This is a genomic window from Leucobacter sp. MMO-125 (genome assembly GCF_037148395.1).
Classification (GTDB): domain Bacteria; phylum Actinomycetota; class Actinomycetes; order Actinomycetales; family Microbacteriaceae; genus Leucobacter.
Genome location: NZ_JBBCTL010000005.1, coordinates 1 through 16,196 on the forward strand (window position 1 = coordinate 1; position 16,196 = coordinate 16,196).

At 67.1% G+C, this 16,196-nt stretch carries 13 protein-coding genes; 2 read left to right on the plus strand and 11 right to left on the minus strand.

The window, feature by feature from the left end; translation table 11 throughout:
- Nucleotides 1-630: 630 nt before the first annotated feature.
- From WFI54_RS12295 to speB, 3 genes are all read right to left on the minus strand, one after another.
- The gene (locus WFI54_RS12295) at nucleotides 631-2,058 is read right to left on the minus strand and encodes a purine-cytosine permease family protein (RefSeq protein WP_336653099.1); all 1,428 of its coding nucleotides are present in this window, start codon (nucleotides 2,056-2,058) and stop codon (nucleotides 631-633) included.
- Complete coding sequence (locus WFI54_RS12300; RefSeq protein WP_336653100.1) at nucleotides 2,055-2,468, minus strand: YybH family protein; 414 nt, start codon at nucleotides 2,466-2,468, stop codon at nucleotides 2,055-2,057. The genes WFI54_RS12295 and WFI54_RS12300 overlap by 4 nt, the downstream gene beginning before the upstream one ends.
- A 105-nt stretch (nucleotides 2,469-2,573) precedes the next feature.
- A complete protein-coding gene (gene speB, locus WFI54_RS12305) occupies nucleotides 2,574-3,521 on the minus strand; it encodes an agmatinase (RefSeq protein WP_336653101.1) in 948 nt (315 codons plus the stop codon).
- A gap of 140 nt (nucleotides 3,522-3,661) precedes the next feature.
- On the opposite strand from speB, the gene WFI54_RS12310 reads away from it, so the two are divergent.
- A complete protein-coding gene (locus tag WFI54_RS12310) occupies nucleotides 3,662-4,243 on the plus strand; it encodes a helix-turn-helix domain-containing protein (RefSeq protein WP_336653102.1) in 582 nt (193 codons plus the stop codon).
- A 148-nt stretch (nucleotides 4,244-4,391) separates the two neighbouring features.
- Here WFI54_RS12310 and tyrS read toward each other — a convergent pair whose 3' ends face one another.
- Nucleotides 4,392-5,708 (minus strand): tyrosine--tRNA ligase, encoded by a 1,317-nt coding sequence (tyrS, locus tag WFI54_RS12315; protein ID WP_336653103.1) that lies wholly within the window; start codon nucleotides 5,706-5,708, stop codon nucleotides 4,392-4,394.
- Nucleotides 5,709-5,836: 128 nt separating this feature from the next.
- On the opposite strand from tyrS, the gene WFI54_RS12320 reads away from it, so the two are divergent.
- Nucleotides 5,837-7,642: a YncE family protein gene (locus WFI54_RS12320; protein ID WP_336653104.1), complete on the plus strand. Its 1,806-nt coding sequence runs from the start codon at nucleotides 5,837-5,839 to the stop codon at nucleotides 7,640-7,642.
- A gap of 81 nt (nucleotides 7,643-7,723) precedes the next feature.
- On the opposite strand, the gene argH is transcribed toward WFI54_RS12320, so the two are convergent.
- The 7 genes from argH to WFI54_RS12355 form a co-directional block, all read right to left on the minus strand.
- On the minus strand, nucleotides 7,724-9,166 hold the full coding sequence (argH, locus tag WFI54_RS12325; RefSeq protein ID WP_336653105.1) for an argininosuccinate lyase: 1,443 nt from the start codon (nucleotides 9,164-9,166) through the stop codon (nucleotides 7,724-7,726).
- A 45-nt stretch (nucleotides 9,167-9,211) separates the two neighbouring features.
- A complete protein-coding gene (gene argF, locus WFI54_RS12330; RefSeq protein WP_336653106.1) occupies nucleotides 9,212-10,150 on the minus strand; it encodes an ornithine carbamoyltransferase in 939 nt (312 codons plus the stop codon).
- Nucleotides 10,151-10,196: 46 nt separating this feature from the next.
- Complete coding sequence (locus tag WFI54_RS12335; protein WP_336653107.1) at nucleotides 10,197-11,516, minus strand: glutamine synthetase family protein; 1,320 nt, start codon at nucleotides 11,514-11,516, stop codon at nucleotides 10,197-10,199.
- A 66-nt stretch (nucleotides 11,517-11,582) separates the two neighbouring features.
- The gene (locus WFI54_RS12340; RefSeq protein ID WP_336653108.1) at nucleotides 11,583-12,425 is read right to left on the minus strand and encodes a MurR/RpiR family transcriptional regulator; all 843 of its coding nucleotides are present in this window, start codon (nucleotides 12,423-12,425) and stop codon (nucleotides 11,583-11,585) included.
- A 14-nt stretch (nucleotides 12,426-12,439) separates the two neighbouring features.
- Complete coding sequence (locus WFI54_RS12345; RefSeq protein ID WP_336653109.1) at nucleotides 12,440-13,762, minus strand: aspartate aminotransferase family protein; 1,323 nt, start codon at nucleotides 13,760-13,762, stop codon at nucleotides 12,440-12,442.
- Nucleotides 13,759-14,994 (minus strand): M20 metallopeptidase family protein, encoded by a 1,236-nt coding sequence (locus WFI54_RS12350; protein ID WP_336653110.1) that lies wholly within the window; start codon nucleotides 14,992-14,994, stop codon nucleotides 13,759-13,761. The genes WFI54_RS12345 and WFI54_RS12350 overlap by 4 nt, the downstream gene beginning before the upstream one ends.
- The gene (locus tag WFI54_RS12355; protein ID WP_336653111.1) at nucleotides 14,991-16,172 is read right to left on the minus strand and encodes an amidohydrolase family protein; all 1,182 of its coding nucleotides are present in this window, start codon (nucleotides 16,170-16,172) and stop codon (nucleotides 14,991-14,993) included. Before WFI54_RS12355 ends, WFI54_RS12350 begins: the two co-directional genes overlap by 4 nt.
- Nucleotides 16,173-16,196: the final 24 nt, after the last annotated feature.

Sequence of the window (16,196 nt, forward strand, 5' to 3'; positions counted from 1 at the left end):
CGATGCCGGGGATAAATAATTGGCATATGACAATCAAGTGCACACTATTGAGTTCTCAAAGACCAGACACCACCCGTACCAGCCAAAGCCTTCCGAACAGCAACCTGTCTAACTTACCACTTGAACTTGCTCTTCGCAAATTCAACTCGTTTTGATGAACGAGCATCAGAATCTCCTCCTGTTTCAGGATGGATCTCGGTGGTGAGATCGAGAGTCCCACTTTACACTCTCAGGCAGACTTTATTCAAGTCCTTCTCGGAGTGATCTTCGTGAGATCCGATTCGCAACCTGTCCGGGCCGCTCTCGCTGCCCGCCCTGTCGCGCTGACAAGGGAATACATTACGCAGATCTCGGAGCCGCTGCAATTGCCACCCAAATCCCGGGCGTGTCTCCGCATGATTCCGCGGTTTTTGCTCTCGACGCCTCTTTCGCTCACGAGGCCCGAAACCCCCGAAAACAGCCCCAAACTGCCCCAACTGCACGGTTGGGCCCTGTTTCCCGGGCGTGTCCCACCCTCACAAGCTCCATCAACGCCAGAAGCCGCCCGCCACCGTCCCACCGAGGTGGGACGACAGCGAGCGGCTTCTGCTCGTGTGATGTGCGGGCCAACGTTGCGCCGGGCCGCAGCGCTCAGCTCTCCAGACGCAGCGCGGCGGTCTCGTCGGCACCGTCGAGCAGGTGTCCGGCGGGATCGGCGTCGCGCCGATCCCGCAGACCGAACGCTCCCCCGCGACCGATGACCACCATAAGCCCGAGGTACAGCAGGAAGCTCACCGCGAAGGCGGGGATGTTCGCGCCGATGGGGCTGGGGGCCACATAGGCGAGCACGTATGAGAGCACGGCGCCGATCACCCACACGATCACGGCCACCCAGTTCACGCCGCCCGTGTACCAGTAGCGGCTCTCGGGGCGCTCGTGCAGAATCTGCCGCGAGTAGCCGCGGTGCTTCAGCAGGTAGTAGTCGGCGATCATGATCGCGAACACCGGCACGAAGGACGCACTGATCACGAAGAGGAAGTCGGTGAACTGGTTCAGCAGCCCGAGGAAGGTCGAGCCGATCACCGAGATCGCGCCGAGCACGAGCGCCGTCGGCAGGAACTTCAGGTGCCACTTCGACTGTGCGTTCACCACCGAGGTCACCATGCCGAACACCACCATCGTGTTCGTCGCCATCACCGACAGGAAGATCGCGATGCCGAGCGGCCAGCCGAACTCGGACACGATGGTCGCCGGGTCGAAGGGGATCGGCTCGCGGTCGCCGCGCAGCAAAACTGCGCTGAATGCGACGAGACCGAGGAACATCGAGATGGTGGTCGAGAGCGTGTAGCCGATGCCCGAGCCCACGATGCCCGCGGTGCTGCTCTTCGCGTGGCGGTTCATGTCGGCCGAGAGCACTGTCCACGAGATCGCGGTTGCGATGACCATGTCGAGTGTGATGAACGGGGTGCCGCCGAGTGAGGAGTCGACGGGGATCGCCGCGAACTCCTCGGGGCTGAACGCCCCGAAGGCGGCGGCGAACACGAAGCCCATGACCACCAGGATCGCCAGGGCGAGCCAGGGCTCCACGCGCGAAATGCCCGTGTGGCCGAAGATCGCCAGCACCACTACGACGGCTTGGCAGATCGCCGAGAAGAGCATCGGGTTCGAGAAACCCGTCGCCTGGTGCACGAGGTAGTTGACGGTGACGCCGGCGAGCATGGCCTGCACCCAACTCCACCCCATGAGGATGATGAGGTTCGCCGCGGCCGGCAGGATGCTGCCGCGAATGCCGAAGGATCCGCGGGTGAGCGCCATCGTGGGCAGGCCGGTGCGCGTGCCCATGTTGCCGATCAGCACGAGCACGACCACGCCGATGAGTGTGCCGACCACGATCATCGCCGACGCTGTGCCGAACGAGACCGCCGGGGTGAAGAGGGTGCCGGTGAGCAGCGTGGTGACCACGAGGTTGGCGGCGAGCCAGATCATCGCGATGCGCAGCAGCGACTGCGTACCTCGCACGGGGCCGGCCGAGTCGTCATGCCCGTCGAGGTTGACGGCCATCGTCTGCGGAGAGGTCACGACACGCTCCCCTCGCCCGGCACGGTCGACAGGTGCTCGTGGATCGCGACAAGGCCACCGGTCTCGGCGACTCGGAAGATGATGCTCTCGCGCTCGATGTAGGAGTCGGGCCCGTCTGCGGAGTCGATGCTCGTGGCGACGGTGTGGCTGAACACTGCGCCGCCGGGGAAGGTCTGCACGAGGCGGTCGGTGGAGCTGCAGGCGGTGACCCGCCAGCCGGAGGCGACCCAGCCGGCCCAGAGCGCTTCGTATGCGGCGCGCGAGTCGAGCCGCGCGGGCTCGGGGTGGAAAATGAAGCTCGCGTCTTCGGAGAAGCCCGAGAAGTAGGCTCCGGTGTCGGTCGCCGCGAACGCCTCGATGATGGCGTCGGCCGCGGCAAGCACCTCGGCCTCAGTGGGGGTGGTGGTCATGCTGGTGCTCCTATGAACCTCAGTGGGGTGCAGCTTCGGGTGGGCGGGCGAGCGGATCGGGGCCGAGCGATCCCGATCCGCCCCGCTCACCCACAGGGGGGTGGATCAGTCGCGACCGGCCATGGCGCTCACGAGCTCGTACACGACGTGGCTCGCGGAGACCGCGGTGATCTGGGCGTGGTCGTAGGCGGGGGCGACCTCGACGACATCGGCGCCGACGATGTGCAGGTCGGCGAGACCGCGGATGAGGCGGAGCATCTCACGGCTCGTGAGCCCACCGGCTTCGGGGGTGCCGGTGCCGGGGGCGTGCGCGGGGTCGAGCACGTCGATGTCAATGGAGATGTAGAGGGGCTTGTCGCCAACGCGCTCGCGGATCTTCTCGAGGGCGGCGGGGATGCCGTGTTCCTCGATGAACTCGCTCGTGACGATCTGGAAGCCGAGCTTCACATCGTCTTCAAGGTCGCTCTTGCCGTAGAGGGGGCCGCGAGTGCCGCCGTGCATGGAGGCGGTGAGGTCGATGAGGCCTTCTTCGGAGGCCCGGCGGAAGGGGGTGCCGTGCGTAGTGGGCGCACCGAAGTAGGTGTCCCAGGTGTCGAGGTGCGCATCGAAGTGCAGCACGGCGACGGGCCCGTGCTTCTTGTTGATGGCGCGCAGCAGCGGCAGGGCAATCGTGTGGTCGCCGCCGATAGTGACGATCTTGTCGACCTTTTCGCCGAGTTCGGTGGCGGCTTCTTCGACCTGGCGCACGGCTTCGTCAAGGCTGAAGGGGTTGGCAACGATGTCACCGGCGTCGACGACCTGCTTGCGGGCGAAGGGCGAGATGTCCTGCGCGGGGTTGTAGGGGCGCAGCAGGCGCGAGGCTTCGCGCACGTGGCTGGGGCCGAAGCGGGCACCGGGGCGGAAGCTCACGCCGGTGTCGAAGGGCACACCCACGACGGCGATGTCGGCGGCCGGCACGTCCTCGATGCGGGGCAGCTTGGCGAAGGTCGCGATCCCTGCGTAGCGCGGGGTGAGGCTGGCGTCGACAGGGCCCTGAGGCGTGTGTTCGGTCACGGTGCCACTTCCTTTCGAAGTTGTCTTATAGTAAACATGTGAGTTCTGTTGGTGAACTTGCATTCACTATAGGCCGGTTCTTCCCGCGCCGTCAACGAAGCCGCGCACCGCATCGGCACGCGCGGAGAAGGGCAGACACTATGCGCCCCGTGCACCCCACTGCCGACGATGCACCGGTGCGGATCGGAGCCCAGCTGCGATCCTCACGGCTCTCCCAGGCGATGACCCTTGAACACCTCGCCACGGCGACCGGGCTCACCAAAGGGTTTCTCAGCCGCATCGAACGCAACGAGACCATGCCGAGCGTGCCCACACTCGTGCAAATCTGCCAGGCGTTGTCACTGCCGGTGGGCAATCTGTTCGAGGCCCCCGACCTGCAGCGGGTTGCGCTCGCAGATGCCCCGCGCATCAATATGGGCGGATCCGGCGCCGACGAGCGCCTGGTCACGCCCCGCACCGAGGAGCGCGTGCAGCTGCTGCGCTCCCACTTGGAGCCGCACGCGAACGGCGGCGATCAGCTGTACACCGTCAACTGCGCCGTCGAGTCGCTGCATGTCATCTCAGGCTCGGTCACCGTGGAGTTCGCCGGCCGTGAAGAGGCCCTCGACCCGGGCGACACCCTCACCTTCCCAGGTCGCACGCCCCACACTTGGCGCACGGCCGAGGCCGGTGCCGAGGTGGTGTGGGTGCTGGTGCCCGCCGCGTGGAGCGGATCCGCGTAGCGGCTACGCGATCCGCCACCCGCTGGCCACCGGCCACCGGCCACCATCGAGTCGGCCCACAACGTTCGAGCCGGCCTGCAATTCACGTGAATTGCAGGCCGGCTCGAAAAGGTGGGCTGGGTCAGTGCAACCGCCGGGTCCGGGCGGGTCAGCCAGCGACGACGCCGGCGAGGGTCTTCTTGCCTCGGCGCAGCACGGCGAAGCGGCCGTGCAGCAGATCCGCCGCCTCGAGGGCGCGATCCTCGCTCTCGACAGCCACGTTGTTCACGTAGACGCCGCCCTGCGCGACCGCGCGACGCGCCTCGCCCAGGCTCTTCACGAGCCCGGCCTCGACCATCAACTGCGTCACCGGCGCGCCAACCGCACCGACCGCCTGCGACAGCTCCGACACCGCACCCCGCAGCGTCGCCTCGTCAAGCGCGGTCAGATCACCACGACCAAACAGCGCTTCCGACGCGTCGATCGCGCCCTGCGCGGCGGCGGCGCCGTGCACCAGCGTGGTGACCTCAAGCGCGAGACGCTTCTGCGCGGCGCGCTTGAAGGGTTCCTCGGCGACCTGGCGCTCGTACTCCTCGATCTCGGCGCGCGACATGAAGGTGAACACCTTGAGGCGATCGATCACGTCGGCGTCGGCCTGGTTGAGCCAGAACTGGTAGAAGGTGTAGGGCGAGCACATCTCCGGGTCGAGCCAGATGGCGTTGCCCTCGCTCTTTCCGAACTTCGTGCCGTCGGCGTTCGTGATGAGCGGGGTGCCCACGGCGTGCGCCGAACCACCTTCGACCTTGCGGATCAGATCGGTGCCGCTCGTGAGGTTGCCCCACTGATCGCTGCCGCCCGACTGCAGCACGCAGTCGTACTGACGGAACAGCTCGAGAAAGTCGAAGCCCTGCAGCACCTGGTAGCTGAACTCGGTGTAGCTGATGCCCTCATCCGAGTTGAGGCGTGCCGCAACGGCATCCTTCTTCAGCATGGTGCCCACGCGGAAGTGCTTACCCACCTCGCGCAGGAAATCGATCGCCGACAGCGGTGCCGTCCAGTCGAGGTTGTTGACCAGACGCACCGCGTTCTCACCATCGCTCGACAGGAAGCGCGACACCTGACCCTGCAGGCGCGTCACCCACTCCGCCACGGTCTCGCGACTGTTCAAGGTGCGCTCAGCAGTGGGGCGCGGATCGCCAATCAGGCCCGTGGATCCGCCCACCAAACCGAGCGGCTTGTGCCCCTTGAGCTGCAGACGACGCAGCAGTAGCAGCTGCACCAGATTGCCCAGGTGCAGGCTCGGTGCCGTCGGATCGAAGCCGCAGTAATACGTGAACGGCTCACCCTCGAACAGCGCGGAAAGCGCCTCGGGGTCGGTCGACACGTGCACCAGCCCGCGCCACTGCAGTTCGTCCCACAGGGTGGCGAAGCTGTCGTCGTTGCGCTGGGCGGCCAGGATCTCGGCTCGTTCTTCTGCTACTGACACGCCTGCCATCGTACCGCGACCCAGCCCGGGCGTGCGGCCCCGCAGCAGTAGAAAACACCCACCACAGTGGATCAACAGACAAAGGATAGCTACATTTATGAGGTTGAGCATTCATTCCAAGGAGGATCATGCCGAAGACCCATATCCGCCCGGCGCGCCGTTCGGCCGCTCTCGTCACCGCACTCGCAGCGGTGGCGGCGTCGTTCACCTGGGCCGGTGCCGCACCAGCGCTCGCTACCCCCGATCCGGGGTCCCAGGCCGGTTGGCAGTGGACCAGCACCTCAACCGCAGCGCACGCCGCACCGCGCGGCATCACAGTATCGCCAGACGGGGCAAGACTCTTCGTCAACTACGAGGCAGGCAACCTGCTCAGCGTTTTGAACTCCGACACCATGGGCGTCTCCGCCGAGGCACCCATCGAAGGCTGGGGCGAGCCCACGATCACCACTCCCGCCATCGACGGCTACCGCGTGCTCACCGCAGGCACGAACAACGTCTACTCGTTGACACCCGGTATCTGGTCTGGGATCGCTACGCACGGTCCCGGCATCGACGCTATGACCTACTCGAAGCACACGACGACCGTGTTCAGCACCGACGCTGGCCAACTCTCCGAGCGCGACCCGCACTCCGGTGAGCTCATCCGGTACGCCGGCCTGGAAGATTCGCCCACCGCCATCGCCGCGCACCCCGGCAAGCTCGTCGTCTACACGGCCGACGAGAACCAGCAGTCGATCACCGCGATCGACCTCACACAGGTCGATTGGAATACCGCGCACGGCACCGAGGACGCTTCGACGGTGCTCGCCCTGCCCGGCACGACACCCTCCGACCTGGCCATTTCGGCCGACGGGTCGACGCTCTACGTGCTCGATTACTTCGCCGCGATCCACGCGATCGACACCGCCACGTTTACCGTAAAGAAGTCGCGAAACATCAGCGGTGCCGACTTCGCCTCGGCGTCGCTCTCCGTGAACCCCGTGACCGGCGAGCTCGTCGCTTCCGACCTCAACGGCAACGTGTTCTTCATCGACCCCGCCAGCCTCAAGGTCACCCGCGCACTCCCCCTCGAAGAAGGCCTCTGGGACACCGCGATCTCCCCGGACGGCACGAAGGTCTACGTGACCAACACCTTTGAAAGCTCGATCTCGGTGCTCGAATACGTCACCCCCGCCCCAAACCCCGCCACCGACGTACAGGCAATCCCAGGCGCCCGCCAGGCCGCCGTGACCTGGACGGCATCCACCACCGGATCCGCCACTTACACCGTCAGCGCAGTCGGCAGCAGTGACGTGCTCTGCACCACCACGTCAACTTCCTGCGTCATCCCGAACCTGCCGCTCGGCTCAGTGCAGTTCGTGGTGACCACCACCACCGAGGCCGGCTCCACGCCGTCGCAGCCGTCAGCACCCGCAATCATCACCGCCCCCGAAGCGCCCAACTCGGTGCCCACACCCACCGGCGACGCCACCATCGGCTTCGCAGGCGCTCAGCCGACCACCGCGCTGTTCGGCCAGAAGGTCGACGTCGTCGCGACCGGCTTCGCTCCCTCCTCATTCGTCGACGTCTCGCTGCACTCCAGCCCTATGCTGCTCGGCTCGGGAGTGGTCGGCAATGACGGCACCGCTACCTTCCAGGTGACGATCCCCGCGAGCGGTGTCGAACCCGGCGCCCACCACCTCGTCGCCACAGGTTTCACCGCCCAGGGCGCCCCGGCGGCGGCCGTGCGCGAGATCACGCTCGCGGCACCCCCGGGGCCGAAGCCGCCGACGCCGCCCACGCCCACCCCGGGCGGCGGTTCGAAGACCCCAGGCGGCGACGCGCTCGCCCGCACCGGCGCCGAGACCGAGCCGCCCATCTGGGCAGCGGCGCTCCTGCTCACTGCCGGAGCAGCAGCCGTCACCGCAGCGCGCCTGCGCCGCCGCACGGTCTAATACCGACGGCACCCCGCACACGACGATGCCCCCGCAGGCCAGGCCTGCGGGGGCATCGTCGTACAGCGGGAGCAGCGCGTGTCAGCCGCGGAACTCCGCGATCCGCTCACCCAGGCGGGCCAGCTGCTCCTCGACGCGCACCTTGGCGGTGCCGCCGGCACCGGTGCGTGAGTTCACCGAACCCTCAATGGTGAGCACCTCGCGCACAGCCGGGCTGAGATGCTCCGACACGCTCAGCAGCTCTTCATCGCTCGGCTCGTGCAGCTCCAGGCCGCGCTCCTCGCAGTAGCGCACCAGCTCGCCCGAGATCTCGTGAGCATCGCGGAAAATCACGCCCTGCTTCACCAGCCACTCAGCAACATCGGTGGCGAGCGAGAAACCCTGCGGGGCGAGCTCGGCCATGCGGTCAGTGTCGAAGCTCATCGTCGCAACCATGCCTGTGAAGGCCGGCAGCAGCACCTCAAGCTGCTGCACCGAATCGAAGACGGGCTCCTTGTCTTCCTGCAGATCACGGTTGTACGCGAGCGGCAGCCCCTTGAGCGTGGCGAGCAGCCCCGTCAGGTTGCCGATCAGACGCCCCGACTTGCCGCGCGCGAGCTCAGCAATATCGGGGTTCTTCTTCTGCGGCATGATGCTGGAACCCGTGGAGTAGCCGTCGTGCAGGCGCACGAAGCCGAACTCCTTGGTGTTCCAGATGATGATCTCCTCGCTGAGACGCGACAGGTCGATGCCGATCTGAGCACAGATGAACGCGAACTCGGCAACAACATCGCGAGCCGCGGTGCCATCAATCGAGTTCTCGAGCGGATCGCCGAGACCGAGCTCGCTGGCCACCAGGCGCGGATCAAGGCCGAGTGAGCTGCCGGCCAGCGCCCCGCCGCCGTAGGGCGAGGCGCTGGCGCGCTGCGCCCAATCGCGCAGACGCTCCAGATCGCGCACGATCGGCCACGCATGAGCGGCAAGCTGATGCGCGAGCAGCACCGGCTGCGCGTGCTGCAGGTGGGTACGGCCAGGCAGGATCGCGTCGGGGTGCTTGGCAGCCTGCTCGGCGATCGCATCGAGCAGGTCGAGCAGGTGGCCCTTGATGATCGCCGCATGATCGAGCAGGTACAGCCGCACGAGCGTGGCGATCTGATCGTTGCGGCTGCGGCCGGCACGGAGCTTGCCGCCCAGCTGCACGCCGGTGATCTCGATCAGCAAACGCTCCAGCGCGGAGTGCACATCTTCATCGTCATCGGCGGGCAGTGCGCGGCCATCGGCGACGCGGGCAGAGAGCTCGTCGAGCGCGGCACGCATGTCGAGCAGCTCATCCTCGCTGAGATAACCGGCCGCAGCGAGCGCGGTGGCGTGCGCCTTCGAACCGCGAATGTCGTACTGCGCGAGCACCCAGTCGAACTGCGTCGACTTGCTCAGCGCCGCAAGCGACGGCGACGGGCCGCTCGCGAAACGGCCGCCCCACAGGGCGCCGGCCTCAGCGGCACGATTGCCGGTCTCCGCAGTGGTGTTCTCGATGCTCTCAGTCACCAGACCAGCCTACCGTTTGCGGGGCGGTGGGCTCCGCTCGCGAGCCTACCCCTGTTCGAGGAGCCAGGCCATGAGCGCCTTTTGCGCGTGCACGCGGTTCTCTGCCTCATCCCAGACCACGCTCTGCGGGCCGTCGATCACCTCGGGGGCGACCTCAAACTCACGGTAGGCGGGGAGGCAGTGCAGGAAGATCGCGTCGTCGGCGGCGTGCGCCATCAGCTCAGGGGTGACCCGGTATGCACCGAAGGTAGCGATACGCTCGGCCTTCTCTTCCTCCTGCCCCATCGACACCCAGGTATCGGTGATGACTGCGTCGGCCCCGCGCACCGCCTCAACAGGGTCGGTGAGAATCGTCACGCTGCCGCCGGTCTCGGCGGCGATCCGCTTCGCATCGGCCACGATGTCTTCACGCGGGTGGTAGCCGGCGGGGCCCGCAACCCGGATGTGCATTCCGGCTGTCGCGAAGCCGAGCAGGTAAGAGTGCCCCATATTGTTGGCAGCATCGCCGACGTACGTTGCGGTGAGACCCGTGAGCTCGCCGCCGTTGCTGGCCGCGCGATGCTCACGAATGGTCTGCAGATCGGCGAGGATCTGGCAGGGGTGGAAGTCGTCGGAGAGCGAGTTGATCACGGGCACCGTCGCGTGCGCGGCCATCTCTTCGAGGCCGGCGTGCGCGTAGGTGCGCCACACGATCAGCTCGACCATGCGCGACAGCACCTTGGCCGTGTCTGAGATCGACTCCTTGCCACCCATCTGGGAATTCTTCGAATCCATGATGAGCGGGTTGCCGCCGAGATCGGCGACGCCCACCGAGAAACTCACCTGGGTGCGGGTGGAGGTCTTGTCGAAGATGACCGCGGCGGTCTTCTGCCCGTCGAGCGGACGTCGCGCGAAGCGATCCTTCTTGAGCGCTGCGGCGAGGTCGAGCACCTCGCGCTGCTCGGCGGGGCTCAGATCGTCGTCTCGAAGGAAGTGTCTGGTCACACGACCAGCCTACCCGGAGCGCACACCCCGGGCAGGCCGCCTCTGCTCAGTAGGTCGTGGCGTATGAGTCGTACTTCTGCGCCGCGTCGAGACCGGCCACCCGCGCGATCTCGGCCCGCTTCACCGCGGTGAAGGTGTCAGCGAAGTCGCGCGAGAACCATCCCCGCACAGTCTCCGACTCGGTGAAGGCGTCGAGGGCCTCCTCAAGCGTCGTGGGGATGCTGCGAATCCCGAGGCTGTCGCGCTCCCCCTCGGACAGCTCCCCCGTCTCGCCGTGCACGATGTTCGGCGCCGGCAAGCCGCGGCGAATCCCATCGAGGCCAGCCCGAATCAGGCAGCCGAGCACGAGCCACGGGTTCGCAGTGGCATCGGCGGCCCGGTATTCGAGGTTGTACTGCTTCTGATGGTTGGCGCCCGGGGTATCGAAGAGCGGGCAGATCCGCAGCAGCGCCTCACGGTTGTTCTCCCCGAGGAAGACACCGCCGGCGCTCCAACGGTTGGGGGCCAGACGCTCATACGAGATCGGCGCGGAGGCGGCAATGGCCTGGATCGCTTCGGCGTGCTCCAGGATGCCCGCGGCGAAGGAGCCAGCGACCTCAGAGAGCTTGCCCGGTCGGCTCGAATCGTAGGTGACGAAACGCCCCTCGCCGTCTTGCAGGCTCAGATGCACGTGCACGCCGTTGCCGCCACCGTTCTCCTCGATGATCGGCGAGAAGGTGATGCGCTTGCCCAGCAAGCTGGCGACGTGCCTCGTGATCTCGCGCAGATAGATAGCGCGATCGGCGGCAACCAGGGCCGGTGCCGGCCGAATGGTCACCTCGAACTGGTTGCGGCCGAACTCGGGCAGCCACATCTCCGGTTCGAGGCCGGCATCCTGTAGCGCGGCGACGAGCAGACCGCCCAGCTCTTCCTCCTCGAGGAACGATTCGAGCGAGAACGGCGTGTTCACGGGGCTGCCGTCGTCGTCGCGCAGCATGAACTCGTGCTCGAACGACGACACCACGCTGAGCCCTGTCTCGCTTTCGAGATCATGCACCGCGTTCTTCAGGAAGGTGCGGGGGTCGTTCTCCCACGGCTCACCGGAGGGTGTGTGAATATCGGCGAGCACCATCGTCGTTTGTTCGCCAGCATCGTTCAACGTCACCGTGGCAATGCTCGACACATCGGGCATGAGGCGCAGATCGCCCACCGAGCCGAAGGGGTTGGGGGTGACGATCGAACCGAAGGCGTCGATCGCGAGATTCGCGGGCACCCAGCCGCAGCCGGAGCTCAGGTACTTCTGGAAGTCCTGCTGCGGGAAAGCTCGGCCTCGTGCCTTCGCTGCGAGGTCGGAGGTGAGGATGATGCCGAGGGGTTCTTTTCTCATGATGCGTCCTTACATATTGCAGAGTGAAATGAGTGGGGTGGGAGTGCGGCAGCGGATCGCGGCCAACTACTCCCAGGCGTCGAAGGCCTGGATTCGCCCGAGGGGTTCGTCACCAAGCTCGGCGACCACCCCGGCGATGACGCTCTCGACGAGCGCAAGCGCGGGCACGAATGAGTCGAACGGGCTGGGGGCGTCGACCACGCTCGATAGCAGGCAGTCGGCGTGCTTCGCAGCCGGCGACAACCAGGGGTCGGTGAACAGCACCGTGCTCACCCGGTTCGCCTTCGCCCGGGCCGTGAACGACACTGTTGCGTCCTGATAGCGGCGGTAGTCGAACGCCACCAGCACGTCTCGGGGCCCGAAATCGAGCAGCGCGAGCGACTTGTCTGACTCGCTGTGGCCGACGAAGCGCACCTCGGGTCTGAGCATGCGCAGGTGGATCGTGAGGTACTCGGCAAGCAGCCCGCTGTATCGGCCGCCCACCGTCCAGATGCGACGCTTCGGATCGGCGAGCAAGCGCACCACCCTGTCGAACTCCGAACCCGGCGCGGCGTCGAGACTGGCCGCAATGCCGTCACTGAAGACGCGCTTCGCCTCCCCCAGCAGACCGTGCACATCGCTGCGATCACTGCCGCGGGAGGCATACTGGTCGATCGGCGAGGTGGTGCGATGCGCGATCTCCTGACGCAGCAACTCCTGCATTCGCGGGTAGGAGGGGATGCCGATCTTCGCGAGCATGCGGAACACCGTCGGGGTGCTCACACTCGCCCGTTCGGCAAGCTTCGTCACCGATTCGAGCCCCGCGACAGGGTAGTCGGCGATCAGCACCCGTGCGACCTTTTTCTCGGACGGGCTCATCGCATCGAACGAGATCTTCAGCGCCTCGGCGAGTGTGCGTGACTCCTGCATGTCCTGCCCCTCCCCTACCAGCCCCGGAACGGGGCGATATCAGCGTCGGAGACAACCCCCGAACGCACATCGGCGATCGCCGCGTCAAGCAACTCCACGGCCCGCACCGCCTGCTCGGCCGTCAGCGTCAACGGCGGGGTCAATTCGATCACATTGTCGCGCACGAGATAGCAGATCGCGCCGAGCTGCCACATGCGGAAGATCACCCGCTTCGTAAAGTCGGCGTCGGCCCCCGCCCCAGCGCCCGGCTCGGCGCGTAGCTCGATGCCGAGGCTGAGACCGCGGCCACGCACCGCGTGCACCTCGGGCGCGCGTTCGGCGAGCTCCGCGAGAAGCGCGCGCAGCTGGAGGCCTCGCTCCTCGGCAGCTTCCACCAGGCCCTCCGAGGCTATGGTCTCCAGCACGGCCCGTCCGCTCGCGGCGGCGATCGCGTTGCCCGCTGTGGTGAGCAGGGCACTCGCGGGGGCAGCATCGAGCACCTGCGCCGGGCCGACTACGGCCGACAGGGGCAGTCCCCCGCCGAGCGCTTTCCCGAAGGTCACCAGGTCAGGCACCACCCCGTCATGCTCAAACCCGTGCATGCGCGCCGTGCGCGCAAGACCCACCTTCACCTCGTCGCAGATAAGCAGCGCCCCGGCAGCGCGTGCGCGATCCGCAAGCCCACGAAGAAAACCAGGTGGCGGCACGAGCAGCCCGCCATCTGACTGGTGCGACTCCACGATGATCGCCGCAACGTCACCTCCCGAGGGGCCGACGAGTTCGGCATCGAGCGCAGCGAACACCCGCGCGAGCGTCGCGGCGTCTGCTGCAGGATCGCCAGTCTCGACAGGATATTCGAGCAGCGTGCTCGACGGATCAGCAGCCACACCGCCGTCGACGAACACCCCGCTCACCCCCTGCGCCACACCAGAACCGCCGTGGTAGCCGCCGCGGAACGCAATGATTCGGGCTCGCCCCGTCGCCGCCCGGGCTGCGGCGAGCGCCGAATTGTTCGCGTCGGTGCCCGCATGGCCCAGCAGCACGCGCCGCTCCCCAATGCCAGGAGTGACCTCGAGCAACACTTCGCCCAGCGCGACCGCGAAAGGGTTGGTGGCAGAGAGCACACTCGCCCCTGCCCCCGTCTCGGCCGCAGCCGTGATCGCGGCAACCACGCGGGGATGAGCGTGACCTACGCTGTTCGCACCCCACGCCCCCGACAGGTCGAGCAGGCGACGGCCCGAGTGGTCAACCACTTCGCAGCCCCGCCCCGAGACCATACTCGCGGGAAAGAACCGCAGCTTCTGATTGCCTGCGATCACCCGCGCGTCACGGTCGAGCAGGGTGGGCGAGGCGGTCACGATCCGGCTCCGGCGACAGCGGGCGCGGCCGCAGCCTGCGCGGTGCGCGCATCGAGCAGATCGCAGGCGCCGAGATACCCCGAGACGAGCGCGAGCGTGACGCGGCGCACAGCATCCTCATCGGGCAGAAAGTTCGCACTGTGCAGACTCGGCTGCGTCGCAGCCCCCGAAGTCTCCACCCCCACGAACGCCATCAGCCCAGGCAGCTCCTCGGAGAAGAACGAGAAATCGTCAGCACCGCACGACCGCATCGGCTCGCTCGTCTCAAGGCCCAGGCTGCGCAGCCGCTCATCGACGAAATCGACAAGCTCGGCGTTGTTCTCCAGCACGGGCTCACCGAGTGTGATCGCAACCTCTGCGGTCACGCCGTGCGCGGCAGCAATCCCGGCAGCATAGCTGCGGATCGCGGCATGTGCGTTCTCACGGTCGGCCCGATCCATGGTGCGCAGTGTGCCGGCGAACGAACCGGAATGCGGGATCACATTCGCGATCCGCCCCGCCGAAAAACGACCAACAGTGAACACGGCCGGCCGCATCGGAGAAATGGTGCGACGCAGCACCTCTGTGATGCCCACCACCATCTGAGAGAGCACCGGGATCGGGTTCTGCGCCTCATGCGGGTACGCGCCGTGACCGCCGTGCCCGTGCACCGTCACCGTGATCTCGTCGGCCGCGGCGTTCGTGGGGCCCTTGCCCGTCGCAACTGCGCCGACAGGGATGCGCGGGTGCACATGCGCGGCCAGCACCGCCTCTACCCGGTGCCGGGAGAGCACCCCCGAACGCACAATGTCGAGCGCGCCCGAGGGGTACGCCTCCTCGCGCGGCTGCAAGAACGGCACCAGTGCGTAGGGCAGGCCCAGCTCGGCCTCCACCTCGGCGGCAGCCCCGGCAAGCGCGAGCAACGCCGCCTGGTGCACGTCGTGCCCGCAGGCATGCATCACGCCGGTTGTGGATGCGAACGGCGCGCCCGTCGCCTCTGCCACCGGCAGCGCGTCGAGTTCGGCGCGGACGGCGACGGACGGCCCGTCGTGCGGGCCGATCCGCCCGATACGGCCGGTTTCGGCTACGGTCTCCATCGCCGTGGGCATGCGTTCCGCGATCCACGCCGCCGTGCCGTGCTCGGCACCGGACAGCTCGGCCATGCCGTGCAGCACCTCGCGGTCGCGCACCGCCGCGGGGATGCGGGCCAGCGCGGCCTCCGTGAGCCGCGCCGCAAGCGCCTCGTGATTCACGCGGACACTCCCGTCGCCCCGCGCCAGGTGGGCTCTTCGGCAAGGCCATACGCCCGGATCGCGTTGTCACCAGTGATCTTGCGGATCAAACGCTCGCCATCGGCGGCACTCCACTCGTCATTGCGAATCCAGTCATTGATCGTCGCCAGCAGGCCACGGCGGAACAGATGCGCGCCGAGGTGGTAGAGCTCGGGGAGCCCCCACGCATCCGACGAGAACAGCGCCTTGTCGAAGGGAGTGAGTTCGAGCGACTCCGCGATCACCTGCGGCGAGCGCGCGCCCACATAGTTGATGGCGAGGCCGACGTCGCAGAACACGTGGGGGAAGACGTGAGCGAGGTAGCCAGCCTGCCGGTGGAAGGGGTAGCAGTGCAGCAGCAGCACCCGGGCACCGGACTCGCGGGTGCGCCGCAGCCACTCCGTCAGCAGCAGCGGATCGCAGCGGTGCAGGTCGACGTCCGGGTCGCCGAAGCCGATGTGGAACTGGATCGCCTGGCGCTCTTCGACCGCGCACCAAATCCCGAAGCGGATGAGCACGGGATCAGTGATCCGCACCGCCGCACCCGCCTCGATCTCAGCCAGCCAGCGCTCCGCAGCACGCACCACCTCGGCGTCATCGGGACGATCCGGGTCGAAGTCGAGGCCGATCCGGTATGCCGCGATCGACTTCACGCCGACCGCGAGACGGAGCTGATCGCGCAACTCGGCACGGAAACGATCGGGGTACGTCGCAGCCGCCGGGCCGGTCTCGATGACCTGCTCGGCCACCCGCTCCAAGCGCACCACAGCGTCGGAGGTCGCACCCGAGCGGATCGCCATACCGGCGGGGTCGAGAATGTCATCCCCGCGATGCCCAGTCTCGATGAGGTAGCGGTCGATGCCAGCGGCGCGCAGCAGCCGCTCGTTGACGAGCTCGGGCGCAAGCTCCGCGCGGCGCTCGATGTAGCGGTCGGCGCTCACACGCGGTTCGAGATCGAGCACGGGGGCGCACCAACGGCGGATCGCGACACCCAACTGCGAATCGAACACCGAAGTGCCGCTGGGCGCCGCCCAGTTGGACTCGGTGATCATGTCTTCGAACGCCGGCCGATCAAGCGTCTGCTCGACGACCCCGTGGCAGTGGTGGTCGATGAGTGGTGCGCTGTCGAATGCCGATGCATCGAGCAGGGTGTGCGTCATTCCAGTTCCTTCCGGCTACGGGGT